At 58.9% G+C, this 22927-nt stretch carries 19 protein-coding genes; 10 read left to right on the top strand and 9 right to left on the bottom strand.

Features of this window, described 5'->3' with window-relative positions:
- Positions 1 to 239: 239 nt before the first annotated feature.
- Positions 240 to 1505: a diaminopimelate decarboxylase gene (lysA, locus tag DFR37_RS04855; RefSeq protein WP_113932107.1), complete on the bottom strand. Its 1266-nt coding sequence runs from the start codon at positions 1503 to 1505 to the stop codon at positions 240 to 242.
- An 86-nt stretch (positions 1506 to 1591) separates the two neighbouring features.
- Positions 1592 to 1777 (bottom strand): LPS translocon maturation chaperone LptM, encoded by a 186-nt coding sequence (gene lptM, locus DFR37_RS23525; protein ID WP_211317212.1) that lies wholly within the window; start codon positions 1775 to 1777, stop codon positions 1592 to 1594.
- Positions 1778 to 1845: 68 nt separating this feature from the next.
- Here lptM and cyaY point away from each other — a divergent pair, with 68 nt between their 5' ends.
- A complete protein-coding gene (cyaY, locus tag DFR37_RS04845) occupies positions 1846 to 2175 on the top strand; it encodes an iron donor protein CyaY (protein ID WP_113932105.1) in 330 nt (109 codons plus the stop codon).
- Between the two features lie 104 nt (positions 2176 to 2279).
- Here cyaY and DFR37_RS04840 read toward each other — a convergent pair whose 3' ends face one another.
- The gene (locus DFR37_RS04840) at positions 2280 to 4718 is read right to left on the bottom strand and encodes a penicillin-binding protein 1A (protein ID WP_113932104.1); all 2439 of its coding nucleotides are present in this window, start codon (positions 4716 to 4718) and stop codon (positions 2280 to 2282) included.
- A 115-nt stretch (positions 4719 to 4833) separates the two neighbouring features.
- Here DFR37_RS04840 and DFR37_RS04835 point away from each other — a divergent pair, with 115 nt between their 5' ends.
- From DFR37_RS04835 to DFR37_RS04825, 3 genes are read left to right on the top strand one after another with little or no spacing between them, the layout of a single operon-like run.
- On the top strand, positions 4834 to 5445 hold the full coding sequence (locus DFR37_RS04835) for a shikimate kinase (protein ID WP_170139833.1): 612 nt from the start codon (positions 4834 to 4836) through the stop codon (positions 5443 to 5445).
- Complete coding sequence (gene aroB, locus DFR37_RS04830; RefSeq protein WP_113932103.1) at positions 5442 to 6527, top strand: 3-dehydroquinate synthase; 1086 nt, start codon at positions 5442 to 5444, stop codon at positions 6525 to 6527. Before DFR37_RS04835 ends, aroB begins: the two co-directional genes overlap by 4 nt.
- 9 nt (positions 6528 to 6536) lie before the next feature.
- Positions 6537 to 7664, top strand: coding sequence for a deoxyguanosinetriphosphate triphosphohydrolase (locus DFR37_RS04825; RefSeq protein WP_113932102.1), 1128 nt, complete (start codon positions 6537 to 6539; stop codon positions 7662 to 7664).
- On the opposite strand, the gene DFR37_RS04820 is transcribed toward DFR37_RS04825, so the two are convergent.
- Entirely contained in the window at positions 7651 to 8898 is a 1248-nt protein-coding gene (locus DFR37_RS04820) for a LysR family transcriptional regulator (protein WP_242341712.1), read from the bottom strand. The two genes, DFR37_RS04825 and DFR37_RS04820, sit on opposite strands and share 14 nt — an antisense overlap.
- 124 nt (positions 8899 to 9022) lie before the next feature.
- On the opposite strand from DFR37_RS04820, the gene DFR37_RS04815 reads away from it, so the two are divergent.
- Positions 9023 to 9568 (top strand): 3-hydroxyanthranilate 3,4-dioxygenase, encoded by a 546-nt coding sequence (locus tag DFR37_RS04815; protein ID WP_113932101.1) that lies wholly within the window; start codon positions 9023 to 9025, stop codon positions 9566 to 9568.
- Positions 9565 to 10194, top strand: a complete 630-nt coding sequence (locus DFR37_RS04810; protein WP_170139832.1) for a cysteine hydrolase family protein — start codon at positions 9565 to 9567, stop codon at positions 10192 to 10194. The genes DFR37_RS04815 and DFR37_RS04810 overlap by 4 nt, the downstream gene beginning before the upstream one ends.
- Before the next feature lie 53 nt (positions 10195 to 10247).
- On the opposite strand, the gene DFR37_RS04805 is transcribed toward DFR37_RS04810, so the two are convergent.
- Together DFR37_RS04805 and DFR37_RS04800 are read right to left on the bottom strand one after the other, a co-directional pair.
- Positions 10248 to 11279: an aromatic ring-hydroxylating dioxygenase subunit alpha gene (locus DFR37_RS04805; RefSeq protein WP_170139831.1), complete on the bottom strand. Its 1032-nt coding sequence runs from the start codon at positions 11277 to 11279 to the stop codon at positions 10248 to 10250.
- A 62-nt stretch (positions 11280 to 11341) separates the two neighbouring features.
- Positions 11342 to 12220 carry an MBL fold metallo-hydrolase gene (locus DFR37_RS04800; RefSeq protein ID WP_170139830.1) on the bottom strand — a complete coding sequence of 293 codons (879 nt, stop codon included), beginning with the start codon at positions 12218 to 12220 and terminating at the stop codon, positions 11342 to 11344.
- 319 nt (positions 12221 to 12539) lie between these two features.
- On the opposite strand from DFR37_RS04800, the gene DFR37_RS04795 reads away from it, so the two are divergent.
- Positions 12540 to 13727: an ABC transporter substrate-binding protein gene (locus tag DFR37_RS04795; RefSeq protein WP_113932097.1), complete on the top strand. Its 1188-nt coding sequence runs from the start codon at positions 12540 to 12542 to the stop codon at positions 13725 to 13727.
- 79 nt (positions 13728 to 13806) lie between these two features.
- Here DFR37_RS04795 and uvrA read toward each other — a convergent pair whose 3' ends face one another.
- Complete coding sequence (uvrA, locus tag DFR37_RS04790) at positions 13807 to 16653, bottom strand: excinuclease ABC subunit UvrA (protein ID WP_113932096.1); 2847 nt, start codon at positions 16651 to 16653, stop codon at positions 13807 to 13809.
- Between the two features lie 101 nt (positions 16654 to 16754).
- Here uvrA and DFR37_RS04785 point away from each other — a divergent pair, with 101 nt between their 5' ends.
- From DFR37_RS04785 to hmpA, 3 genes are all read left to right on the top strand, one after another.
- Positions 16755 to 17993, top strand: a complete 1239-nt coding sequence (locus DFR37_RS04785; RefSeq protein ID WP_113932095.1) for an MFS transporter — start codon at positions 16755 to 16757, stop codon at positions 17991 to 17993.
- Positions 17994 to 18074: 81 nt separating this feature from the next.
- Positions 18075 to 18563 carry a single-stranded DNA-binding protein gene (gene ssb / locus DFR37_RS04780; protein ID WP_113932094.1) on the top strand — a complete coding sequence of 163 codons (489 nt, stop codon included), beginning with the start codon at positions 18075 to 18077 and terminating at the stop codon, positions 18561 to 18563.
- A gap of 368 nt (positions 18564 to 18931) precedes the next feature.
- Positions 18932 to 20137, top strand: a complete 1206-nt coding sequence (gene hmpA / locus DFR37_RS04775; protein ID WP_113932093.1) for an NO-inducible flavohemoprotein — start codon at positions 18932 to 18934, stop codon at positions 20135 to 20137.
- Positions 20138 to 20237: 100 nt separating this feature from the next.
- Here the strand turns inward: hmpA and DFR37_RS04770 are convergent, their stop codons facing one another.
- Together DFR37_RS04770 and DFR37_RS04765 are read right to left on the bottom strand one after the other, a co-directional pair.
- Positions 20238 to 21557: a malonyl-CoA decarboxylase domain-containing protein gene (locus DFR37_RS04770; RefSeq protein WP_113932092.1), complete on the bottom strand. Its 1320-nt coding sequence runs from the start codon at positions 21555 to 21557 to the stop codon at positions 20238 to 20240.
- A 103-nt stretch (positions 21558 to 21660) separates the two neighbouring features.
- On the bottom strand, positions 21661 to 22890 hold the full coding sequence (locus tag DFR37_RS04765; protein WP_113932091.1) for an MFS transporter: 1230 nt from the start codon (positions 22888 to 22890) through the stop codon (positions 21661 to 21663).
- Between the last annotated feature and the right edge of the window lie 37 nt (positions 22891 to 22927).

The following is a 22927-nucleotide window of genomic DNA, read 5'->3' as shown; positions in this document are numbered from 1 at the left end:
GCGTTTGATAAGGCGGTTGTGAGCGGGGCCGCGTTTGTGCCGGTGCCAGCCGGCTAGTTCGCGGATGCCTTCAAATTTAAATACCTGTTCGGCCAACCCGCTCAATATACCGCCAATTGTCAATAAATTGTTACTTTATTTATCTGTGATGGCGGACTTGGTTTATTAAGGCAGTATGGCGCCGCAGGACGCAGTTTGCCATCCTGCATCCGGTCTAGGAAATCCCGGCTGGGGGACCCTTAAGGCATAGTGGTTTCGCTGGCGAACAGGCTTTCCAGCGATTCGCGTGGGCGAACGACCTGATAGCGGTCGGCGTCGACCATGATTTCGGCCGCGCGCGGCCGAGTGTTGTATTGGCTGGACATGGTAAAGGCATAGGCTCCGGCCGACATGATGGCCAGCAGTTCGCCTTGCGTCAGGGCAAACTGGCGCTCGCGAGCCAGCCAGTCCCCGCTTTCGCAGATGGGGCCGACAATATCGTAGTCGCGTACCTCGGCATGGCCGGCCGGGCAGACTTGTTCCACGCTGTGCCAGGCGTCGTATAGGGTTGGCCGGATCAAGTCATTCATGGCGGCGTCGACAATGGCGAAGTTCTTGGCTTCGGCATGTTTCAGATATTCGACTTTGGTCAGCAGTATGCCTGCGTTGCCCACCAGGGAACGTCCCGGCTCGAGCACGATTTGCAGGTAGTCCAGCTTGCGTGCCTCAAGGCGCTTGAAGACGTGGTCCAGCAGCGTTGTGGGCGTGAGCAGGGTTTCGTCGGTATAGCGAATGCCGATGCCGCCGCCAAGGTCCAGATGTTTCAGCTGGATGCCCAGGCCGGCCAGGGTCTCGATAAGCAGCATCAGCTTGTCCAGGGCGTCCAGGTAGGGGGCGACTTCGGTAATTTGCGAACCGATATGGCAGTCGACGCCAACGATATTCAGGTTCTTGAACTGCGCCGCCTGTTGATAGATGCGCGGTGCCTCTTCAATGGCAATTCCGAATTTGTTTTCTTTCAGGCCGGTGGAAATATAAGGATGGGTCTGGGCATCGACATCGGGATTGACCCGTAGCGATACGGGGGCGATTACGCCCATCCGTTCCGCGACAAGGTTCAATTGTTCAAGCTCGGCTTCGGACTCGACGTTAAAGCATTTGACGCCCGCCTTCAGGGCGGCTTGCATTTCCCAGGCCTGCTTGCCGACGCCGGAGAACACGACTTTGCCGGGGTCGCCGCCCACGGCAAGCACACGGGCCAGTTCGCCGCCCGAGACAATGTCGAAGCCGCTGCCCAGGTTCTTGAACTCGTTCAGCACCGCCAGATTGGAATTGGCTTTCATGCCGAAGCACACCAGCACGTCGCGCCCTTGCGCCGCTACCCGGTAGGCTTCCCAGGCGTCGCGCAAAGCCTGGCGCGAATAAACGTACAAGGGCGTGCCGAATTTCTCGGCCAGTGTGGGCAAGGGCACGTTCTCGGCGTGAAGTATGCCGTTCTTGAAGTCGAAATGAGGGGCAACAGTCATGATCGATAGCAGGTATTTTTATGAAGGTTCAGGGTCGCCGCCGCGCTGCTTGAAAGCGCGTGGCCGGAACATGGTACCAAGAGGGTCTATTTTATTGACGAAGTCGCCGCGGGTGCGGCGGCTGGCGCGGCTTGCTCGGGCGCAGCCTTTGGCGTTGGCGGCGTGGTCAATGAAGCGTCGGGCGGCGCAGGAGGCGGCATGTACAAAGGGCCTTTGAAGCCGCAGGCGCTTAGTGACGTCAACAGGGCCAGGCTGGCTACAATACGGCTCATGGATCGAGCGTTTGTTGCGGTACGGAGCGCTTGCATGGTGAAACTCCAAATTTGGATTAATGAGAATTATGAACGAAACTGAATTCTTGGCGCGCAGCGAAGCCATACTCGATAGCCTGGAAAGCCAGTCGGATGACTGGGAGGCTTTGTACGATCTGGATATCGAGGCCAATCGCAGCGGTAATGTCCTGACGTTGATATTCGACGATGCAATTCACATTGTCGTCAACAGCCAGGCGCCCATGCGTGAAATGTGGGTGGCGGCTCCCAGCGGCGGCTTTCATTACCGGTTCGACGGCCAGATTTGGAAAGACACGCGTGGCGGCCCGGCCTTGGCCGAGGCTTTGTCGCAGATTTGCTCCGAGGCAACCGGCCAGCCGATCAACGTCATGATCTAGGGTCTTGCTTGCTGGGTTCGCGCATTCAAAATAGTGCGCCAAGCCAAGGCGAGAAACGCCGCGCTGGGCGCGGCGTTTCGAGTTTTGCTTCAGGCAGCCGCGGGTCAGAATTGAACCCGCTGCGTTTGCGCCGGCGTGCCGTTGGTGTCGTTGCCGCTGCTTAGCTGGTTGACCAAATCGTTGATCGCGTCCGAAGGAGGCGCTGCATTGGACTCTTCGCCGGGCGTGGGCAGGCCGACCCGGGCAACCGCCTGGCCCGGAGGGAATTCCGAGAAGTAAAAGTCGCCGTCGACTTTTTCCAGTCCGGCCGGTATGGGGCCTGGCGGCGTCTGCGGTTGTCCCTTCAGGGCGTAGCGCATGAAGTCCAGCCAGATCGGCAGTGCGGCGCCGCCGCCGGTTTCGCGTGAGCCCAACGAGCGCGGCTGGTCGTAGCCCATCCAGGCGATACTGACCAATTTTGGTGTAAATCCCGCAAACCAGGCATCGTGCGAGTCGTTGGTCGTACCGGTTTTGCCGCCGATATCGTCGCGTTTGAGTTCGCGGTGCACGCGCGCGCCGGTACCGAAGGTTGCGACGCCGCGCAGCATGTCGTTCATGACATAGACGGTGCGGGGGTCGATGACGCGCGCCGCCGCATCGCCGGCAATGACCGGCTTGGCCTGCATGAGCACCTTGCCGCTGCTATCGGTAATGCGGTCGATAAGGTAGGGCGGAACGCGATAACCGCCATTGGCGAAGACCGAATAGGCTCCGGCCATTTGCAGGGGTGTGACGGATCCGGCGCCCAGGGCCAAAGGCAGGACAGCCGGGTTGCGCGCGCGGTCAAAGCCGAAGCGGGTGATGTAGTCTTGCACGTACTTGGGCCCGACTGCTTGCATCAGGCGGATCGACACCATGTTCTTGGACTTGTACAGGCCTTGGCGCATGGTCAGCATGGGCTCGTAGGTGCTGCCGTAGTTCTTGGGCGTCCAGGCCTTGGAACCGGTTTGCGCGGCGGTCAGCACGAAGGGCTCGTCGGAAACCTGGGTGGCGGGCGTAAGGCCTCGTTCCAGTGTCGAGGCGTAGATGAACGGCTTGAACGACGAACCCGGCTGACGCCACGCGGCGGTAACGCGGTTGAATTGATCGTCGCCGTAGCTGAAGCCGCCCACCATGGCCTGAATGGCGCCGTCCTGGGGCCGGACCGATACGAGGGCTGCCTGCACGGTGGGCTTATTGAGGATTTCCCAGTAGTCGCCGTTCTTGCGAACGTACACGATGGAGCCGCGCTGGATCTTGACGTCTGCCTTGGCGTTCTTGACCAGGGCGCGCGCTATGACCTTGAGCGCATTCTTGTTGGTGATCTCGATGATTTCCTGCGCACTGCGGGCGACCACGACTTTGTCCGGGCTGGCCGAGAGGACCAGGCCGACCAGCAGGTCGTCGCTGTCTGTGTATTTGTCTTGCAGGGAATCCAGCACTGCGTCCAGCTTGCCGGGGTCTTGCTCGGTGCCCTGGGGAAGGTCGATAGTGTCTTCGGGGCCGGGGTAGGGCGCGCGCCGCGTATAGTCCAGCACGCCCTCGCGAACGGCGTTGTAGGCGGCTTCCTGCTCGCCTGCGTTGATCGTGGTGTAGATGTTGAAGCCGCGCGAATACACGTTGTCCTGGTACACCCCGTAAAGCAGTTGGCGGGCCAGGTCGGCAACGTATTCGCCGTGGATGGCATAGCCGCCAGCCGGCGTACCGAGCGCGGATTTCAGCACTATGGGCTGTTCGACGGCCTGTTTGTATTCGGCGTCGGTCAGGTAGCCCAGGTCGCGCATGCGGGCCAGCACATAGCCTTGGCGGGCCTTGGCGCGCGGCATGTTGGCGATAGGATTGAAGCGTGACGGGGCTTTGGGTATGCCGGCCAGCATGGCGGCTTCGGCGGGGGTGATTTCAGCCAGGGGCTTGCCGAAATAAGTGCGGGACGCCGCGGCAAAGCCGTACGCCCGGTGTCCCAGATAGATCTGATTCATGTATAGATCAAGGATCTGGTCTTTCGAAAGCGTGGATTCAATCTTGAAGGTCAGCAAAAGTTCGTAGAACTTTCGGGTATAGGTTTTTTCGGAACTGAGATAAAAGTTGCGCGCCACCTGCATGGTGATGGTGCTGGCGCCCTGCGTCTTGGACATGTTGACGACGTTGGCGACCATGGCGCGTGCAACGCCCAGCCAGTCGATACCGCCATGCTGATAAAAACGATCGTCCTCGGCTGATAAAATGGCCGACTTCATGACGTCGGGGATTTCATTGAAGCTTAAGACGTTGCGCCGCTCTTCGCCGAATTCGCCGATAAGCACTTTGTCGGCCGAGTAGATGCGCAGCGGCACACGCGGACGGTAGTCCGTCAGGGCGGTCAGGTCGGGCAGGTTGGGCCACGCCAGGGCCAGCGCAAGCGCTCCCAGCAAAGCGCCGCACAAGCCCAGGCCGGCTGCGAAGACAACGGCCTTCACGATGAATCGCCCAAGCCACGAACGCGTTGGCGGGGAGGAATTTTGCGAGGAATTAGTAGAGGAACTCATTGGGGGCGATTTTAAGTCCAACTCGAATTAGACTGCCGTTTGCGCAGTGGGATTATGTAACAAATTAATGCCAGGGCGAAGTCTATCGTTGGGTTGCAAGTGGGATAATACACAAATGAATGGATCTTTACGTTTTGACGCCGTACCGGCGCAATCCAGCGACCCTTCGGGTGCCGATGCGCCTGCTGCGACGCCGCTGCCTTATGACAACCCGATTTTTCTGGTTGGAATGATGGGCGCGGGTAAAACGACGATAGGCCGTCATTTGGCCCGGTCGCTGGGACGCGAATTCGTCGATCTGGACCTTGCATTGCAGGACCGCTGCGGAGTTCGCGTTGCCACGATATTCGAGATAGAAGGCGAAGCCGGCTTCCGGCGCCGCGAAACATCTTTGCTGGACGAATATTCGCGCTGTCCTGGTATTGTACTGGCTACGGGCGGCGGCGCGGTATTGGCGCCCGAAAACCGCCGCTATCTTAAAGAGCGCGGTGTGGTCGTGTATCTGCGCGCCAGCGGCGACGAGCTCTACAAGCGCGTGGCGCGCGACCGCAACCGTCCGCTGCTTCAAACCGAAGACCCCCGCGGCCGCCTGCTGGACCTGCTGCGCCAGCGCGAACCGTTGTACGATGAGGTCGCCGGCCTGGTCTTCGACACGGGAAGCATGCCCGTATCCCAGGCGGTGCGCGCCCTTATTTCGCTATTGCAGAATTACGAGATTTCTTCATGAACACGGTCAACGTCGAAACCCCCGGGGGAAGCTACCCCATACATATTGCGGCAGGCAGGCTCGACAGCCTGGAGCAAAGCATTCCTGACGACGCAACATCGATTGCTCTGGTCAGCAACCCCACGGTTGCGGCGCTTTACGCGGACCGCGCCAAGCGGGCCCTGGCCAAGACCGGAAAGCGGCTTGTTTATATTGAACTGCCCGATGGCGAAGCCTATAAAGACTGGCAGACGCTCAATTTGATTTTTGATGGTTTGTTACAAAGCCGTTGTGACCGCAAGACGGTATTGGTTGCGCTGGGCGGCGGCGTCATCGGCGATATGGTCGGCTTTGCCGCCTCTTGCTATATGCGCGGAGTCCGGTTCGTGCAGGTTCCCACCACGCTGCTGGCGCAGGTGGATTCATCGGTGGGCGGCAAGACGGCGGTCAATCATCCGCTGGGCAAGAATATGATCGGCGCCTTCTATCAGCCTATTGCGGTCGAAATCGATCCCGACGTGCTCAGGACCTTGCCGTCGCGCGAAGTCAGCGCTGGCTTGGCCGAGGTCATCAAGTACGGTTGCATTATCGATGCGCCATTCTTCGATTGGTGCGAACAGAATGTGGCGGCGCTGCGGGCGCTGGACCATGATGCCGTGGCTTATGCGATCAAGCGTTCGTGCGAGCTCAAGGCCTATGTGGTGTCGCAGGATGAACGCGAATCCGGACTGCGCGCCATTTTGAATTTCGGCCACACTTTTGGCCATGCCATCGAGGCCGGCCTGGGTTACGGACACTGGCTGCATGGTGAGGCCGTGGGCTGCGGCATGGCCCAGGCGGCCGAGTTGTCGGCCAAGGTGGCGGGACTGGACGAGCTTGGCGTTGCGCGCGTGCGCGACCTGGTGCATGCCATCGGTTGTCCGGTTACGCCGCCCAACCTGGGTACCGATCATTGGATCGAGCTGATGCAGGTCGATAAAAAAACCGAAGGCGGGACCTTGCGCTTTATTCTGCTGCCCGAAATAGGCAAGGCGGTTTTCCAGTCGGCACCGCTTGATGTGCTGCGCCAAGTCCTGCACAGTACTGCTGTGCCCGTACTTTAGGCAGAAGGCATGACCGAGTTGGCGCCGTATGCCTGCAACCCTGCGCAGTCCCGGGGACGGCTTCATCCCGAGGCGCCTCCGGCCAATCGCAGCCAGTTCCAGCGCGATCGCGACCGTATCATTCATTGCAATGCGTTTCGCCTGCTCGAATATAAAACGCAAGTGTTCATCAACCACGAGGGCGACCTGTTCCGCACGCGGCTTACGCACAGCATCGAGGTGGCGCAAATAGCGCGCACGCTGGCGCGCAATCTGGGCCTGCATGAAGACCTGACCGAAGCCATTTCGCTGGCCCATGACCTGGGCCACACGCCTTTCGGCCATGCGGGCCAGGACGAGCTTAACGCATGCATGCATGAACTCATGCCTTCTGCAGGCGGCTTCGAACATAATCTGCAAAGCCTGCGTGTTGTCGATGAGCTTGAAGAGCGCTATGCCGCATTCAATGGCCTGAATCTGTGCTTTGAAACCCGCGAAGGCATCCTGAAGCATTGTTCGGTTTCGCATGCCCGCAAGTTGGGTGAGGTAGGCCAGCGTTTTCTGGATCGTACCCAGCCTTCGCTCGAGGCGCAGATCGCCAACCTGGCGGACGAGATCGCCTACAACAACCACGATATCGACGACGGCCTGCGTTCGGGCTTGATCACGATCGAGCAATTGCAGATGCTGGAGATTTTTTCCACGCATTACTCCCAAGTCATGCGCAGGTATCCCAATCTTGAACGCCGCCGCGCCATTTCGGAAACGATACGGGCAATGATCAACACCCTGGTAGTTGACCTGACGCAAACGACGCTGGCCAATATTCGCGAGCGCGACCCGCAAGATGCGGACGCCGTGCGGGCGGCACCGCCGCTGGCGGCGTTTTCGGCCTCCATGCGAGCGCAGGCTGACGCTCTGAAAAGCTTCTTGCTGACGAATTTATATCGGCATTACCGTGTGATCCGCATGACCACAAAGGCACGCCGCATTGTGCGCGAGCTGTTTGTTGCGTTCATGAACGAGCCAAGGCTGCTGCAGGACGAATACCGGCGCAAGGACGAGACGGCGCAGGCGCGGGCCATTGCCGACTACATTGCGGGGATGACGGATCGGTATGCGATTCGAGAGCACCGGATGTTGTTCAGCATGGATTGATGGGCATCAATCCCATTGCCCTGATTTCTTCTATAAGCAGTTGTGCGCCTGGCGCAGAGTGGTCTTGTGTGCGTCGCAGAATGCCAATGGGGCGATCTGTTTCGGGCAGATCTATTGGAAGGATCACGAGCGCCCCGGCGTTGATTTCTGGTTGGAACAGATGCCGGGAGGCTGCGGTAATCATATCGCTGTTAAGCAGTAGCCCACGGATCATTGAAAGGTCCGATGATTCGACGGCCACGTGAGGTTGGCGCATGCCCAGGGTTCCGAAAGCCGTTTTCAGGACTTCGCGCGTGGGCGTGTGGCGCTTGGGCAGTATCCAATCGGCATTGAGCAGGTCGTCCGCACCCAGATGGCTATTCAGGCTTAGCGGGTGGTTGGCTCGTGCAATGATGACCATGCGGTCGCTGAATAGATCTTCGCGGACCAGGTCGGCATATTGCCCGACGGGGCGCAGAGCGCCCAGTACAAGATCGATGTCGCCGCACCATAGGCCATGAGTCAGGGTTTCGAACGGTCCCTCCACGGTGGTAAAACAAAGCTGAGGGTGCCTTTTATGCAGGCTGGCAATGGCCGTGGGCAGGATGTAAGGCCGTCCGAAAGGGAGTGCGCCGATTGTTATGCGGCCTTCCATGACGCCATTCATGGCGGCGATCTCTGCTGCCGCCAGGCGCAGCTGGGTCAAAGCCCGCTTAAGATGCGCCACCAGCAGCTCTCCGACGGACGTCAGCCGGACGATTGACGTGGAGCGATCGAAAAGAGCAAGCCCGGTACTGAGCTCCATATCGCGCAAAGCCATGCTTACCGCCGGCTGCGAGATGTTCATCCGGTTGGCGACGGCGCCCATATGCTTGTGTTCGGAGAAGGCGACCAGCACCGCGAGCCGACGTTCGTTGACCGCCAGCGAAAAAACGGGAGCATTGCGCGGCTGAAGCCCGCTGTCCTCATAAATTTCCTTCAAGGCCGTTCGGGCCGTCTGCATTTCAGCAAATGCGAACTCCACCCTGCGTGACAGCACTTTGCCCGCGCTGGTGGGAAGCATGCCCCGCGTGGTCCTTTCGAACAGCTTGACGCCCAGGGCGTCCTCCAGCTGTTGAATCGAATTCTGGACGGCTGACTGCGCACGCCTTAGTTCGTCTGCCGCCTTGGCCATGCTGCCCAGGCGGCAGACCGCGTCGAAGACTCTTAGATGTTTGGTATGCGGGACGATGGGTTCCGAAGTACTGGACTTCACAGAGATCTCATAAGGTTTTTCGGTATCGTTAAAAGCGTTTTAGATGGCAGAAGCCCCGGGACACATGCAAGAATGTATTTATCGTAGCGGCGGCGCTATATGAGCCGACTCCAGGAGAAATACCATGATTGTTACCCCAAATTTTGTTATGCCCAATCTTGATCTTGAAGAGATTATGCATTCTTTGCTCGAGTCGGGAAAGAGGACGCGGCAGTTGTGGCTGACGCCCGATTCGCTGGCCTTTGTCGCGCGCGGACGCGAATACCGTAGCGAATTCCACGTCAACCCCAGTTATGAAGTCCAGTACTCCCTTAAAGGGGATTTGAATTTGCATTACCGGACTCCTGAGGGCGAGGAGAAAGTGGCGTTTGTCCCCGAAGGCTCCTGCCTGTTTCAGCCTCCTTTGGTGCCGCACTCTCCGCGTTTTGCACCCGACTCTTTTCAGTTGGTAATCGAGCGGGCCCGTATGCCTGGCGAGATCGACCGCTTCCATTGGTTCTGCCCGAACTGCGATCACTTCCTGCATGAAGAGCGCTATACCGTCGATGACTACAAGGCCGACCCGGTCTCGCGCGCCTACGATAATTTTTACGGATCGGAAGAGTTCCGCACCTGCGATAAGTGCCATACCGTCATGCCTGTACCTGAGCAATGGGCGGCCCAGGCATGAGCGGCATTCTGCGAACCCTTGAAGAGCAGCTTCAAGCCGAACATACCGCACTTCTGGTCATCGACATGCAGAACGACTTCTGCGCCGAAGGCGGCTATCTGCATGAGCGGCGGGGCTATGATGTCGGCTTTGCGCCGGCTATCGCCGCCAATATACAAACCCTGATAGACAGCGTCCGCGAGGCCGGTGTGCCGGTGGTGTGGATTTACTCTATCTACGACTTTAAATACCTGACCGATCCATACATCGTCAAGCGCGGTGAAGAAGGTTGCTGCCTGGAGGGCACATGGGGGGCGGCGCCCTACGGAATCGAGCCGAAGCCGGACGATATGGTGGTGAACAAGCATAGCTTCAGCGGCTTTTACGACACCGGACTGGACGAGTTCTTGCATACCCACGGTATCAAGACGCTAGCGATCACGGGTGTTGCGACCAATGTTTGCGTCGATTCGACATTGCGCGAAGGGTTCTTTCGCGGATACAACATTGTGGTTGCCGAAGACTGTGTCGGCAGCAACAGCCGCGTTGGCCATGAGGGAACTCTGGCGACCGTGCGCAACAATATCGGCGCTGTAGTCCCTTCGGCGTTGGTGGCCGCGCTGCTTTCGCGCCGGGTGGCGGCATAGCCGGCATGGCGCCAATCATATGAAGTGATGGCGCCACGCCCGGCAGTTGGTTGTCATGTGGCAGTCTGTTCGGCTGCCGCCATGTCTTCCAGCATTTTCCTGACGCGTGACGGTCCTGCATCAATGGATAGCCACGTTTGTTGACGTGTGCCGGTTGCGGTTTGCTCGCGCTGCACGGCGGTGACGATTACATTGTCCTCGGCGAAAGTCTGATCAAGGCTGGCAAACTGTTCGGCCTGCATCTTGCTGTCATCCACTCCGAAATTGCGTACCTGCATCCAGAAGAAATGCGTTGTGGTCTCGGTTTCGGGGGTGAGGAACTTGTATCCGTATAGACGCAGGCCTTTGTCCATATTCTCTTCGGTATGCTCTTGGCCGGCGTCCATCGTAACAACATCCACCCGCGAGACACAGGGCAGGAAATAGTGGTAGTACTGACAACGGTCGACCAGTCCTTTGAAATCGCCATTCCTTTTATCGATGGGCGGCGGCGGAACGTTATTGGACCAGCGGTAGGTGACGAGATAATCGGGCCCTTGTTCGACCTTGACCGGAACATCGCTGGTTGCGGGATTGCCAATAGTGCGCAAGTGCACATAAGTGGTATGCGCCGGGTCTTGAAGGTTCTCGGCGATATTCAGATAGTCGCCGCCATGCAATTGATAGCCGCCGTCGATGACAGCCCAGCCGGGTTCATTGATCTTTCGGACTTCGTGGATTGCGGCAGGGTCCGCCCTGGCCGGATCGCCCATCCAGATCCAGATGGCGTTATAGCGCTCTACCAGTGGAAAGCTGCGTACTTTGGCCGTAGCGGGAATGCGCTCCTGCCCCGGTACGCGAACACATGCTCCGCTGCAATCATATTCCAGGCCATGATAGCCGCACTGAACGTAATCGCCCACCAAGCGCCCCATTGAAAGGGGCAGCAGCTTGTGGGCGCACCGATCAATCAGCGCGACGGGCGTGCCGTCGTTCTTGCGATAAAGAACTATGGGCTCGCCCAGAATAGTGCGCTTGAACAGTTCGTGGTTGACCTCGCTGGCCCATGCCGCGACATACCACGCGTTTCTGATGTAAATCGACATTCTTGGTCTCCTTTGTATGATCCGATATACCGGCCTGCCGTGCACCAGGCCAGGCATGGCCGTCATAAGTGCCAGGACGGAAGAAATGACGGCTGCGGGCGGCTGGGGTTCGGCTTGACCAGGCAAACGAACGGATCTGCAAAGTGCGTCGGCAGCAGCATAATGCCGTTGTTTGCGCAGTCTTGCAGGACGCCAAGACGGGTCTGGAAGGCCTTCACGGGATCGTCGTCGAAGACCGACCACACTTCGGGGTAAGGCAGCTGGATGGGATGGTGAATCACATCGCCACAGAACATTGCCTGGTGGCCGGCTGTTTTCAGCCGGATCTTGACGTGCCCCGGCGTATGCCCTGGTGCCGACTCGACGGTCAGCAAATCGTCGACGGTATAGCCGTCTTCCACGAGAATCATTTGCCCGGCTTCGGCAACCGGCAGGACGCTGTCGGCGAACACGAAGGCCTCGGACTCGCGAGGTACGTGGTCTGGTCGGCGCTCGTCCCAGCGTTCGAACTCGCTACGGGTGAATATGTACTTGGCATTGGGAAATGTCGGCACCCACTTGCCGTTTTCCAGCCGGGTATTCCAGCCCACATGGTCCGAGTGCAGGTGCGTGCACATTACGAAATCGATGTCTTCAGGGCTTGCGCCGGCGGCGGCGAGGCGTTCGATCCACGGTTCATTGCGCATGTCGAAGCGGGGGTTGATCGGCCGGTGCTTATGATTGCCGATGCAGCTGTCGATAAGTATGGTGTGGCGGTCGGTGCGGACCAGCCAGCTGTGGATGCTGGTTTGTATGCGGTCCTCGGCCGGATCGTAGAACCTTGGAATCAGCCAGTCCTGTTGTTCTTGCCACATTTCCGGCTTGAAGTCCGGAAACATGAATGTGCTTTTGAAGCCGGGACCATGATAGTCCTGCACCCGGGTTATTTCGGCGCTGCCCAAACGGAGTCCATGTCCGCATTGGTTTATATCGAGCCTGCTTTTAATCATCTGATCTGCCCTATATTCCGAATGAACTGAGTCCTTTGGGCAAGTGTGCCACTGTTTGCGCCGTAGTCGAATGCCATGCCGGGCCGTTATAAGCTTTTTAGATACCCTTAAAAGTATTTTGGTGTCGACGCGCCCATGGATTGAGGCAAGAATAGAAAACTCCGAGACACCATAACAATTACTACAACATTCCGGGCGGGCACTTACCGTACTTGCCAGGGACGTAAACCGTCGGCTTATGCAGCCAATATGCCGACCTCAAGGAGATACAATGAAACGCACTATCAGGGCCGCCCTTGCTGTGGCCTGCCTGGCGACATCTGCTGTGGCGACATACGCCGTGGCGGCGCCTGCTGCCGCCGAGCCATTCAAAATCGGACTTATCGTTCCGATGACCGGTCCCTTCGCTTCCACAGGCAAACAAATGAATGCCGCTGTCCAGCTGTATATGCAGCAGCACGGCGATACGGTCGATGGGCGCAAGATTGAAGTCATTGTCCGGGACGATGGCGGCTTGCAGCCCGAAAACACCAAGCGTATTGCCCAGGAAATGGTCGTCCAGGACAAAGTCAATATTCTTGCGGGTTTCGGATTGACTCCCCTGGCTTTCGCAGCCGCACCGGTCGCGACACAAGCCAAGGTGCCCATGGTGGTCATGGGAGCGTCTACTTCATCGGTCATCAAGAAGTCGCCCTATATTGTCCGCACGTCCCAGACTCTGCCTCAAATAACCACTCCGCTGGCCGACTGGGCCGCCAAGAATCCCAAGATCAAGAGCGCTATTACCTTGATCAGCGATTACGGCCCGGGACATGACGCCGAGAAGTTCTTCGTCAAGCACTTTACCGACGGCGGCGGCAAAGTGCTTGAAAGTATTCGTGTCCCGTTGCAAAACCCCGATTTCGCGCCATTTCTGCAGCGGGTGCGCGACGCCAAGCCAGATGTGGTGTTTGTATTTCTGCCGTCAGGCCCCGGTATTGGGCTTATGAAGCAGTTCAAGGAGAAAGGGCTGGCCGAGGCGGGCATTCAGCTTATTGGCGCAGGCGACGTGCTGGACGACGACTTGCTTCCGAGCATGGGCGACGAGGCTCTGGGAGTCGTGACTTCGCAGCCCTATTCGGCCGCGCACGATTCGCCGGAAAACCGGGCCTATGTGGCGGCATTCGAGAAAATGCCTGGTCACAAGATGCGTCCCAACTTAATGTCGGTGGGCGGTTACGATGGAATGCATCTTATTTATGCTGCCCTGAAAAAGGCGGGTCCGAACGCCAGCGGCGATCAATTGCTGGCCGCCATGAAAGGCATGAACTGGGAAAGTCCGCGCGGACCCATCAGCATCGACCCGGAAACGCGCGACATTATCCAAAATGTCTATATCCGGCGCGCAGAGAAGGTAAAAGGCCAAATCTATAACGTGGAATTTATTACCGTTCCCAACGTGAAGGACCCGGCGGCGTAAGCCGTATTGCCCGGCGGGCTATGCCAGGCATATGGCTTTCGCCGGTGTATGGCCGGGCTGCGGCGCGTTCGCCGGCTTGCTATGCGCCAAGCAACGGCTTCAGGTACCGGCCGGTATAGCTTTCAGGGCAGGCGGCTATGTCTTCGGGCGTGCCCTGGGCCACGATCTCTCCGCCGCCGTTGCCGCCCTCCGGGCCCATGTCGACGACCCAGTCCGCGGTCTTGATGACGTCCAGGTTGTGCTCGATGATCACTACGGTGTTGCCGGCGTCGACCAATTGGCGCAGTACTTCAAGCAATAGCGATATGTCCTGGAAGTGCAGGCCGGTGGTGGGTTCGTCCAGGATATAAAGGGTGCGGCCGGTACTGCGCTTGGAGAGTTCAAGCGAAAGCTTGACGCGCTGGGCTTCGCCGCCTGAAAGCGTTGTGGCGCTTTGGCCCAGGCGTATGTACGACAGGCCGACATCCATCAGAGTCTTGAGCTTGCGGGCCACTGAGGGCACGGGCTCGAAATAAGTCAGGGCCTGTTCGACGGTCAGGTCCAGCACCTCGCTGATGTTGCGGCCGCGGTAGCGGATTTCCAGGGTTTCGCGGTTGTAGCGTTTGCCGCCGCATACGTCGCAGGGCACGTACATGTCGGGCAGGAAATGCATTTCCACCTTGACGACGCCGTCGCCTTGGCAGGCTTCGCAGCGCCCGCCTTTTACGTTGAACGAAAAGCGGCCGGGGTCGTAGCCGCGTGTGCGCGAGTCGGGCACGCCGGCGAACAGTTCGCGTATGGGCGTGAACATCCCGGTATAGGTGGCAGGATTGCTTCGCGGGGTTCGGCCGATGGGGCTTTGGTCTACGTTGATGATCTTGTCGAAGTTCGACAGGCCTTCCAGGGACGCGAAAGGAGCGGGTTCGGTCTGGGCGCGGTGCAGCTCATGCGCCACCGCGGTGGCCAGGGTGTCATTGACCAGGGTGGACTTGCCCGAACCGGACACGCCGGTAATGCAGACCAGCCGCCCGGCGGGGATGGCCAGGTTCACGGATTTCAGGTTGTTGCCGGTGGCGCCATTAAGGCGCAGCCAGGGCTGCTCGGGCGTTACCGGCCGGCGCTCGGGAATGGCAATGCGTCTGGCGCCGGTCAGGTACTGGCCTGTCAGCGAATCGGGATTGAGAGCCAGCTCTTGCGGCGTGCCCTGGGCGACGACGCTTCCGCCGTGTTCGCCGGCGCCGGGGCCCATGTCGACGATGAAGTCGGCGCAGCGGATCATGTCTTCGTCGTGCTCGACCACGATGACGCTGTTTCCCAGGTCGCGCAGATGCTGCAGGGTCTGGATAAGGCGGTCGTTGTCGCGCTGGTGCAGGCCGATGGAGGGCTCGTCCAGGACGTACATGACGCCGGTCAGGCCCGAGCCTATCTGGCTGGCCAGCCTGATGCGCTGGGCTTCTCCGCCGGAAATAGTGTCGGCGCTGCGATCCAGCGAAAGGTAGTTCAGGCCGACATTATTCAGAAATTGCAGGCGGGCTTCGATTTCGCGCACGATGCGGTCGGCAATCTCTTTCTTGGCGCCGCTCAGTTCAAGCTCCTGGAACCAGGCCAGGCAGGCGGCCAAAGAAAGCGCTTCGACTTCGTAGATGGCGCGCCCGCGCCGTTGTGCAGGACCGGGCTCGTTGCCGATCAAGACGTTGCGCGCTTCGATGCGCAGGCGCGAGCCTTCGCAGGCCGGACAGGTTTTTGTATGGCGGTACTTGCCCAGTTCTTCGCGCACAGCGCTGGAATCGGTCTCGCGCCAGCGCCGCTCAAGATTGGGGATGATGCCTTCGAACGGGTGGGTCTTGACGGTGCTGCGCCCTTTTTCGTTCAGGTACAGGAAGGGAATTTCTTCTTCTCCCGAGCCGTAAAGCACGCGATTTTGCACCTCTTCGCTTAATTCCTCGAAGGGCGTCTCGATTTCAAAATGGTAGTGTGCCGCCAGGCTGGTAAGCAGCGTATGCGTGAACGCATTGCGCCGGTCCCAGCCGCTGACGGCGCCGCTGGCCAGGCTAAGCTCGGGAAAGGCAACGACCCGCTTGGGATCGAAGAAGTCCACGTGGCCCAGGCCGTCGCAGCTTGGGCAGGCTCCCACCGGATTGTTGAAGCTGAACAGGCGCGGTTCCAGTTCAGTCAGGCTGTGTTGGCAAATTGGGCAGGCGTAATGGCTGGAGAAGGCCTGTTCGTCTCCGGTATCCATGTTCAGCGCAATTGCCCGGCCATCGGCCAGCTTGATGGCGGTCTCGAAGCTTTCGGCCAGGCGTTGCTGGCTTTCGGGCTTGACGCGCAAACGGTCGACGACGACGTCGAAATCGTGTTTTTCGGTTTTCTTCAGGGGGCCCAGGCGGTCGATTTCGACCATTTCGCCGTTTACCCGCAGCCGCACGAAACCTTGTGCCTGCAAGCTGGCGCATTCGTCTTCGAAGCTGCCCTTGCGCGCCCGCGCAATCGGCGCAAGGATGGCCAGGCGCGTGTCGGGGGCGAACGCCATGACTTTGTCGACCATCTGGCTGACGCTTTGCGCCTGCAGCGGTAGGCCGTGGTCGGGGCAATAGGGCGTGCCGACGCGCGCGTACAATAAGCGCAAATAATCGTGAATTTCGGTAATCGTGCCTACGGTAGAACGTGGATTATGCCCGGCCGACTTTTGTTCGATCGAAATAGCCGGCGACAGGCCTTCAATAAGGTCGACATCCGGCTTGTCCATTAATTGCAGGAATTGGCGCGCGTAGGCCGACAAGCTTTCTACATAGCGGCGCTGGCCTTCGGCATACAAGGTGTCGAAAGCCAACGACGATTTCCCCGAGCCGGACAGCCCTGTTACCACGACGAGCTTGTGGCGCGGCAGGTCGACGGAAATGTTTTTAAGGTTGTGCGTACGGGCGCCCCGGATGCGAATCGCGTCCATCAGGTTCTTTTCAGGTCTTTCAAAGGCTAACTTGCTACTATAGCGCGCAGCGCCGTTCCGTGCGTAATGGCACGAGCTAATTAATATGTAAGGCTTCCTCCATGAGCAATTTCAACGCGACCCGCGATATCAGCAGCCCGGACGGCAAGGACCCCGGCCGGGCCAAGCTAAGACTGACGCCTGTAGAGCGCAAGTCCAGCATTGCCCTGGCTTTATTGTTTGCCTCGCGCATGCTGGGCCTGTTTCTGCTTACGCCCATTTTCGCCGTGGCGGCGCTGTCAATTCCGGGCGGCAACGATGCGGCCAAGGTGGGGCTGGCCCTGGGCGCCTACGGCCTGACGCAGGCCATTATGCAAATTCCCCTGGGAATGGCCTCCGACCGCTACGGGCGCCGGCCCATTATTGTGCTGGGCATGGTGCTGTTCATCATTGGCGGCGTCATTTGCGCTTTGGCCAACGACATCAACTGGATCATTGCGGGGCGGGTCGTTCAGGGGGTCGGAGCCGTGTCGGCGGCTATTACCGCCTGGGTGGCGGACGCGACCCGGCCCGAAGTGCGCACACGCGCCATGGCCATGGTGGGCGGTTCCATCGGGCTTTCATTTGCCGTTTCCTTGGTGCTTTCGCCCTTGCTGGTTGGCGAATTCGGCTTGTCCGGACTGTTTTGGGCCATCAGCTTGCTGGGCTTTGTTTGTTTGCTGATAGCGGCTTTTGTGGTTCCGGACGTGCCGCGCGGCGAGGCGCCCATTGTTCAGGCTACCGCCCGCGATGTGCTGGCCCATACCGATTTGCTACGTTTGAATTTCGGCGTGTTCTGCCTGCACTTCATTCTGATGGCGATTTTTATCGTGGCGCCGGGCCTGCTGGCACGCCTGGGCGGTTACGATTCCGCGCGCCTATGGGAAATTTATTTACCGGTTATTTTGTTATCGTTTGTTTTAATGGTCCCCGCCGTGTTTTATACCGAAACGCGGCGCGCCCATAAGGTGGCCCTGGAGGTTGCCGTGGCCGGCCTGGTGGTGGTTTTGGCGCTTTTCCCGCTGGCCAGCGACGGGTTCATGGCTACGGTGGCCTTGTTTGTGGGGTTTTTCATTGCATTTAACATTCTCGAGGCGCTGCAGCCCTCGCTGGTGTCGCGCGTTGCGCCCCCCGCATACAAGGGCCTGGCCCTGGGGTTCTACAATACGGCCCAATCGCTGGGCGTTTTTGCCGGCGGCGTGGTCGGCGGGCTGCTGGTTTCACATGGCGCGTCCAAAGTGTTTCTGGCGGCGGCAGCGCTGGCATTTGTCTGGTTCCTGACGGCTCGCGGCTTTCAGGCAGGGCAGAATAATCCCGCGTAGAACTGCGATATACACTATCAATATCGTCTTTATCGACGATAATGTCAGCATCATAAATTTTTAAAGTTTAGGAATACCACCATGGCCTCAGTCAACAAAGTCATCCTCGTCGGCAACCTGGGAAGGGACCCCGAAGTTCGCTACAGCCCTGACGGCGCCGCCATTTGCAACGTTTCCATTGCCACCACATCGCAATGGAAAGACAAAGCCTCCGGCGAAAAACGCGAAGAAACCGAATGGCACCGGGTGGTGTTCTATAACCGCCTGGCCGAAATCGCCGGCGAATACCTTAAAAAAGGCCGCTCGGTCTATGTCGAAGGCCGCCTTAAAACTCGTAAATGGCAAGACAAAGAGACCAACGCCGACCGTTTCAGTACGGAAATCGTGGCCGACCAAATGCAAATGCTGGGCGGCCGCGAAGGCGGCGACGCTTCCATGGGCGGCGGCGATTACAGCTCGGCCCCGCAGCAGCAACGTACGCAACAGCGTCCCGCCCAGCCCCGCCCGGCCGCCCCCCAGGCGTCTCCAGCCGCTAACCTGGCCGATATGGACGACGATATTCCGTTCTAGAGCGTCCTTTTAGTTAAATGTAAATAGCGAGCTCACAGCCTCCATGGATGTGAGCTTTTTTCTTGTTTACATTTATTTTGGTGGTGTGGTTGTGTTTCTACTTAACTGCTCCCTGGCCACTACGGTGCCATTCTTTGATTTACGTCAAAAAATGCGTTCTCTTGTCTGGCTTAAAGATATATTTAATTGATATGATTAAGCCATCCACTGCCGTGCAGCCTTCCAAGGGCGGACCGGTTTGTTGGTGGAGTCAAAGGATTCCTAATAGCCTTAAGCGGGTTCCAGTAGGGCCGTAGTACTGCGGCTTTTACTGGAGCCCATGATTTTTTCTCAAAAGATACATTTTGTATATATCAATTGGAGTAAGCATGTTGTCAGTCGAAGCGCGTCCCTATATTGACGCCAGCGTTCCCGTCCTGCGCGAGCACGGGGTTACCATCACCCGTACGTTCTACAAGAACATGTTCGAAGAGCACCCAGAGCTGACGAACATCTTCAACATGGGGAACCAGGCCAACGGCGCTCAACAGCAGTCGCTGGCAGCCGCGGTGTTTGCCTATGCCGCCAATATCGACAACCCGGATGTGCTGGCGCCGGTGGTCAGCCGCATTGTTCACAAGCACGCATCGGTGGGCATTACGGCCCAACACTATCCCATTGTGGGCCGCCATTTGCTGGGTGCGATCCAGCAAACATTGGGCGATGCGGCTTCGCCCGAACTGCTTTCGGCATGGGGCGAGGCTTACGGTATGCTGGCCGACGCGTTCATTGCCGAAGAGCGAAAGCTGTATGAGTCCGCGGACATGGAGCCCGGCTACATGCGCGAAATGCGCGTGCTGTCGGTTAATGACGAAAGCAGCGAAGTGCGCTCTTTTGTGCTGACCAGTGCAGATGATTCAACCCTGCGCTCGTTTGTGCCGGGCCAGTATGTCAGCGTGGCGGTGGTGCTGCCCACCGGCCAGCGTCAATTGCGTCAATACAGTCTGTCCGACTCGCCGGGCAACAACCAGGTGCGCATTTCGGTCAAGCGCGAAGCACCGGGCGCCGAAACGCCGGCGGGTGTGGTTTCCAACTGGCTGCACGACAACGTGAAGGCTGGCGATATCCTGCAGGTGACGCCGCCTTTCGGTGACTTCACGCCCGATACTGAAAGCGACGAGCCGATTGTTCTGCTTTCGGCAGGTGTGGGCATTACCCCCATGATTTCTGCGCTGAACCGTATTGCCGACGTCAATCCCGGTCGCAAGGTGATCTTTGCCCATGCCGCCCGCAGCCCTGAATATCACGCCCACCGCCAGGATCTGGCCCGTGCGCTTGAAACGATGCAGGCACTTGAAGTCGTCACCTTCTACGAGATCCTGAGCGACGAATACAAGGTTCTGGCGGATGTGCAGGAAGGCCGCATGCAAATTGAAGCCTTGCCTGAATGGTCTTATGCCGACACCAAGGTCTATATGTGCGGACCCGTACCTTTCATGCAGGCCCAATGGATTGCTCTCGTTGCCAAGGGCGTGCCGCCGGCCCGCATTTACCGCGAGGTCTTCGGCCCCGACCTGCTTGATACATTGCAGTAAGCCTGTCGCGGTTGGCGCCCATCTTCCAAGTGGTAAGCTGGGCGCTGGACTGGCAGCGCGCAGGGTAGGGAGTCTCGCCGATGCTTGCTTTTCAGTCGCCTTACAGCCGCTTAAAGTTTCGCCCAACGCTGGGCTTGCCCGCGGCCAGTTGCACCAGGTTCTGGTCCAGTTCGTTCAGGTCGTACAGGTAGTTGGCCATGATGGCGCACGATTGTTCCAGGCCTTTGGGCGAATTGTCGGCGGCCCAGTTGACGCGTTCTATGCGTGCGCCGTTGCCAAGATGAAAACGCGCCACGGGATCAAGGGGATGGCCGTTCTTGATGGCGGTCAGGTAATGTGCGGCCAGCTTCAGCCCCGCCCGCTGGACCAGCTCGGATGCCTGGCCGACAGCCGCCTTTTGAAGCTTGGCTGCCCACAACGCGCCGGCGTGGTCTTCGGTGCCGACGGCCTTGGCTTCGGAGCGATCGTGCAGAATGGCTTGCAGCGTTTGCCGGTCCTGCTTTTTAAGCCAATCGGTAAATCCGGGAATGGGCGACAGGGTGGCAAAGGACTTCAGGCGCGGCATTTCGCGCAGAACTTCTTCTATTACGCGCTTGAGCAGGAAATTGCCGAAGCTGATGCCGCGCAGGCCCGGCTGCGTGTTGGAGATGGAATAGAAGATGGCCCAGCGGGCTTTGTCCAGGTCTTCGGCCGGGGTCTTGGGGTCGAGCAGGACTTGTACATTGCCGGCCATCTGGTGGGCAAAGGCAACCTCGACGAAGATGAGCGGTACGTCGCTCATGCGCGGGTGGAAAAAGGCGTAGCAGCGCCGGTTGTGGGCCACCCGGTGCTTGAGCTCGTCCCAGGAATGGATCTCGTGCACGGCTTCGTACTGGATGAGCTTTTCCAGCAAGGAGGCGGGCGAGTCCCAGGTAATGGGCTTGAGTTCGAGCATGCCCACATCGAACCAGTTCGAAAGCAGGCTTTCCAGTTCGTGCTCGAGCACGGCCAGGCCGGCCACCTGGTTGCGCCAGTGCAGCATGTCGGCGCGCAGCTCGACCATGAATTGCAGACTGTCTGTTTGCACGTTCAGGCGGCGCAGCAGCCGTAGCCCGAGATCGGCGCGTGGTTCCAGGTCTGCGCCGGCCTGGACCAGTTGGGCCAGCAAGGCGCGCCGCGCTTTGCCGTCGGCGGCCAGATACTGCGCACACCATTGCTTTGCCGTGCGGTTGGCCGCGACATCGGTCAAGCGCGCCGTATATAAAGCCTTTATTTCGGCACTGCCGGGGGAGCGCTCGCGCTCCCACCAGCTTCCCAGGCGTGCCATCAATCCTTTGCGTGATTCTTGACCTTCGGCGGCGTGCTGCTTGAGACTGTCGCCGATTTTTTCGGGGGCGGCGACAACTGCCGTGGGCGTAACGGCGCGCGGGTTGGGGGTCATCAAACATCTCCTAGGCAATCAAGGTTGTGGCTGTCTGCCACGGGCTCAAGCGCAAGCCTTGTTCTTCCGGAGGGAGCCGTTCATGGCCGCTGGTACCGCGCGGTCACGAATGAAAGCGTTTTCCCTCGTTGGGCAGCAAGAATGCGGTGACACCGAGCAAGGGCAGGAAGGCACATACATGATAGACGAACTCTATGCTCGTGATATCAGCCAGTTTTCCTAGCGCAGCGGCGCCGATGCCGGCCATGCCGAATGCCAGGCCAAAGAACAATCCTGAAATGGTACCGGTTCTGCCTGGCACCAGTTCTTGAGCATAAACCAGGATAGCGGAAAAGGCCGATGCAATGATGATGCCAATGACGAAAACCAGAACCATGGTCCATGTGAAGTTTACATAAGGCAGCATCAATGCGAAAGGTGCTGCGCCAAGAATGGATCCCCAGATGACGCGCTTGCGTCCGATACGGTCGCCGACAGGCCCACCCACCACCGTGCCCAGGGCCACAGCGAAAAGGAAGACAAAAAGGCAATACTGGGCGTTCTGGATGGAGGTGCCGAAGCGGTGTATCAAATAGAAAGTAAGGTAGCTGGTCAGGCTGGCAAGATAGAAGTACTTGGAAAACACCAGGACCAGCAGCACGCTGAGCGCGCCTCCGGTTTGCCGGCGGGTAAGGCCGGTCTCGCTTTTTGCCAGGGTGGCATGTCCGCGGCTGCTTGTCAGGTTATACGAATACCAGCGGCTTACCCGGTACAGGATGGCAATGGCCAGCAGGGCTCCAAGCGAAAACCACGCTACGCTGCCTTGTCCCAGCGGCACGATGATCAGGGCGGCCAGCAGGGGACCCAGGGAAGAGCCAAGGTTTCCGCCTACCTGGAAGATGGACTGCGCCAGACCGTGCTGGCCCGCGGAGGCCAAGCGCGCCACGCGCGAGGATTCGGGGTGAAACACGGAAGACCCCATGCCGATCAGCGAGGCGGCAATGATGATGCTGGTGAAGTTCCAGGCTTGCGACAACAGGATAAGGCCAAAGAAGGTAAAGCTCATTCCGATGGGCAGGGAATAGGGCTTGGGGCGCTTGTCGGTGAAGTGTCCGATCAGGGGCTGCGGCAGCGAAGCAGAGAACTGAAACGCCAGGGTGATGAAGCCAATCTGCGTAAAAGTCAGGTCGAAGTTGCCCTTCAGCACCGGGTATAGTGCAATCAGCACGGACTGCATCATGTCGTTCAGCAGGTGCGAAACGCTGATGGCAGTCAATACCCGGTACGCGACGCCGGACGACGACTTGTCTTTATGCGGGGCAGCCGAAGCTGCCGGGATGGTTGCTTCATTCATGGTGTGTTGATCACTATTGTAAGACTATGGTTGTGTC

The sequence above is a fragment of the Eoetvoesiella caeni genome, from assembly GCF_003315175.1.
Lineage (GTDB): Bacteria > Pseudomonadota > Gammaproteobacteria > Burkholderiales > Burkholderiaceae_B > Eoetvoesia > Eoetvoesia caeni.
The sequence above is the reverse complement of the archived record's forward strand: the minus strand, read 5'-3'. Positions and strand labels throughout refer to the sequence as shown.

Excerpts from the sequence above, each read along its gene's own strand:
- DFR37_RS04835 (WP_170139833.1), top strand. The coding sequence starts at position 4,834 with ATGAATGGATCTTTACGTTTTGACGCCGTACCGGCGCAATCCAGCGAC.
- uvrA (WP_113932096.1), bottom strand. The coding sequence starts at position 16,653 with ATGGACGCGATTCGCATCCGGGGCGCCCGTACGCACAACCTTAAAAAC.
- DFR37_RS04770 (WP_113932092.1), bottom strand. The coding sequence starts at position 21,557 with ATGACCCCCAACCCGCGCGCCGTTACGCCCACGGCAGTTGTCGCCGCC.
- DFR37_RS04810 (WP_170139832.1), top strand. The coding sequence starts at position 9,565 with ATGAGCGGCATTCTGCGAACCCTTGAAGAGCAGCTTCAAGCCGAACAT.
- cyaY (WP_113932105.1), top strand. The coding sequence starts at position 1,846 with ATGAACGAAACTGAATTCTTGGCGCGCAGCGAAGCCATACTCGATAGC.
- DFR37_RS04840 (WP_113932104.1), bottom strand. The coding sequence starts at position 4,718 with ATGAGTTCCTCTACTAATTCCTCGCAAAATTCCTCCCCGCCAACGCGT.
- DFR37_RS04805 (WP_170139831.1), bottom strand. The coding sequence starts at position 11,279 with ATGTCGATTTACATCAGAAACGCGTGGTATGTCGCGGCATGGGCCAGC.
- DFR37_RS04785 (WP_113932095.1), top strand. The coding sequence starts at position 16,755 with ATGAGCAATTTCAACGCGACCCGCGATATCAGCAGCCCGGACGGCAAG.
- DFR37_RS04765 (WP_113932091.1), bottom strand. The coding sequence starts at position 22,890 with ATGAATGAAGCAACCATCCCGGCAGCTTCGGCTGCCCCGCATAAAGAC.
- DFR37_RS04825 (WP_113932102.1), top strand. The coding sequence starts at position 6,537 with ATGACCGAGTTGGCGCCGTATGCCTGCAACCCTGCGCAGTCCCGGGGA.
- hmpA (WP_113932093.1), top strand. The coding sequence starts at position 18,932 with ATGTTGTCAGTCGAAGCGCGTCCCTATATTGACGCCAGCGTTCCCGTC.
- lptM (WP_211317212.1), bottom strand. The coding sequence starts at position 1,777 with ATGAGCCGTATTGTAGCCAGCCTGGCCCTGTTGACGTCACTAAGCGCC.
- DFR37_RS04795 (WP_113932097.1), top strand. The coding sequence starts at position 12,540 with ATGAAACGCACTATCAGGGCCGCCCTTGCTGTGGCCTGCCTGGCGACA.
- lysA (WP_113932107.1), bottom strand. The coding sequence starts at position 1,505 with ATGACTGTTGCCCCTCATTTCGACTTCAAGAACGGCATACTTCACGCC.
- ssb (WP_113932094.1), top strand. The coding sequence starts at position 18,075 with ATGGCCTCAGTCAACAAAGTCATCCTCGTCGGCAACCTGGGAAGGGAC.
- aroB (WP_113932103.1), top strand. The coding sequence starts at position 5,442 with ATGAACACGGTCAACGTCGAAACCCCCGGGGGAAGCTACCCCATACAT.
- DFR37_RS04815 (WP_113932101.1), top strand. The coding sequence starts at position 9,023 with ATGATTGTTACCCCAAATTTTGTTATGCCCAATCTTGATCTTGAAGAG.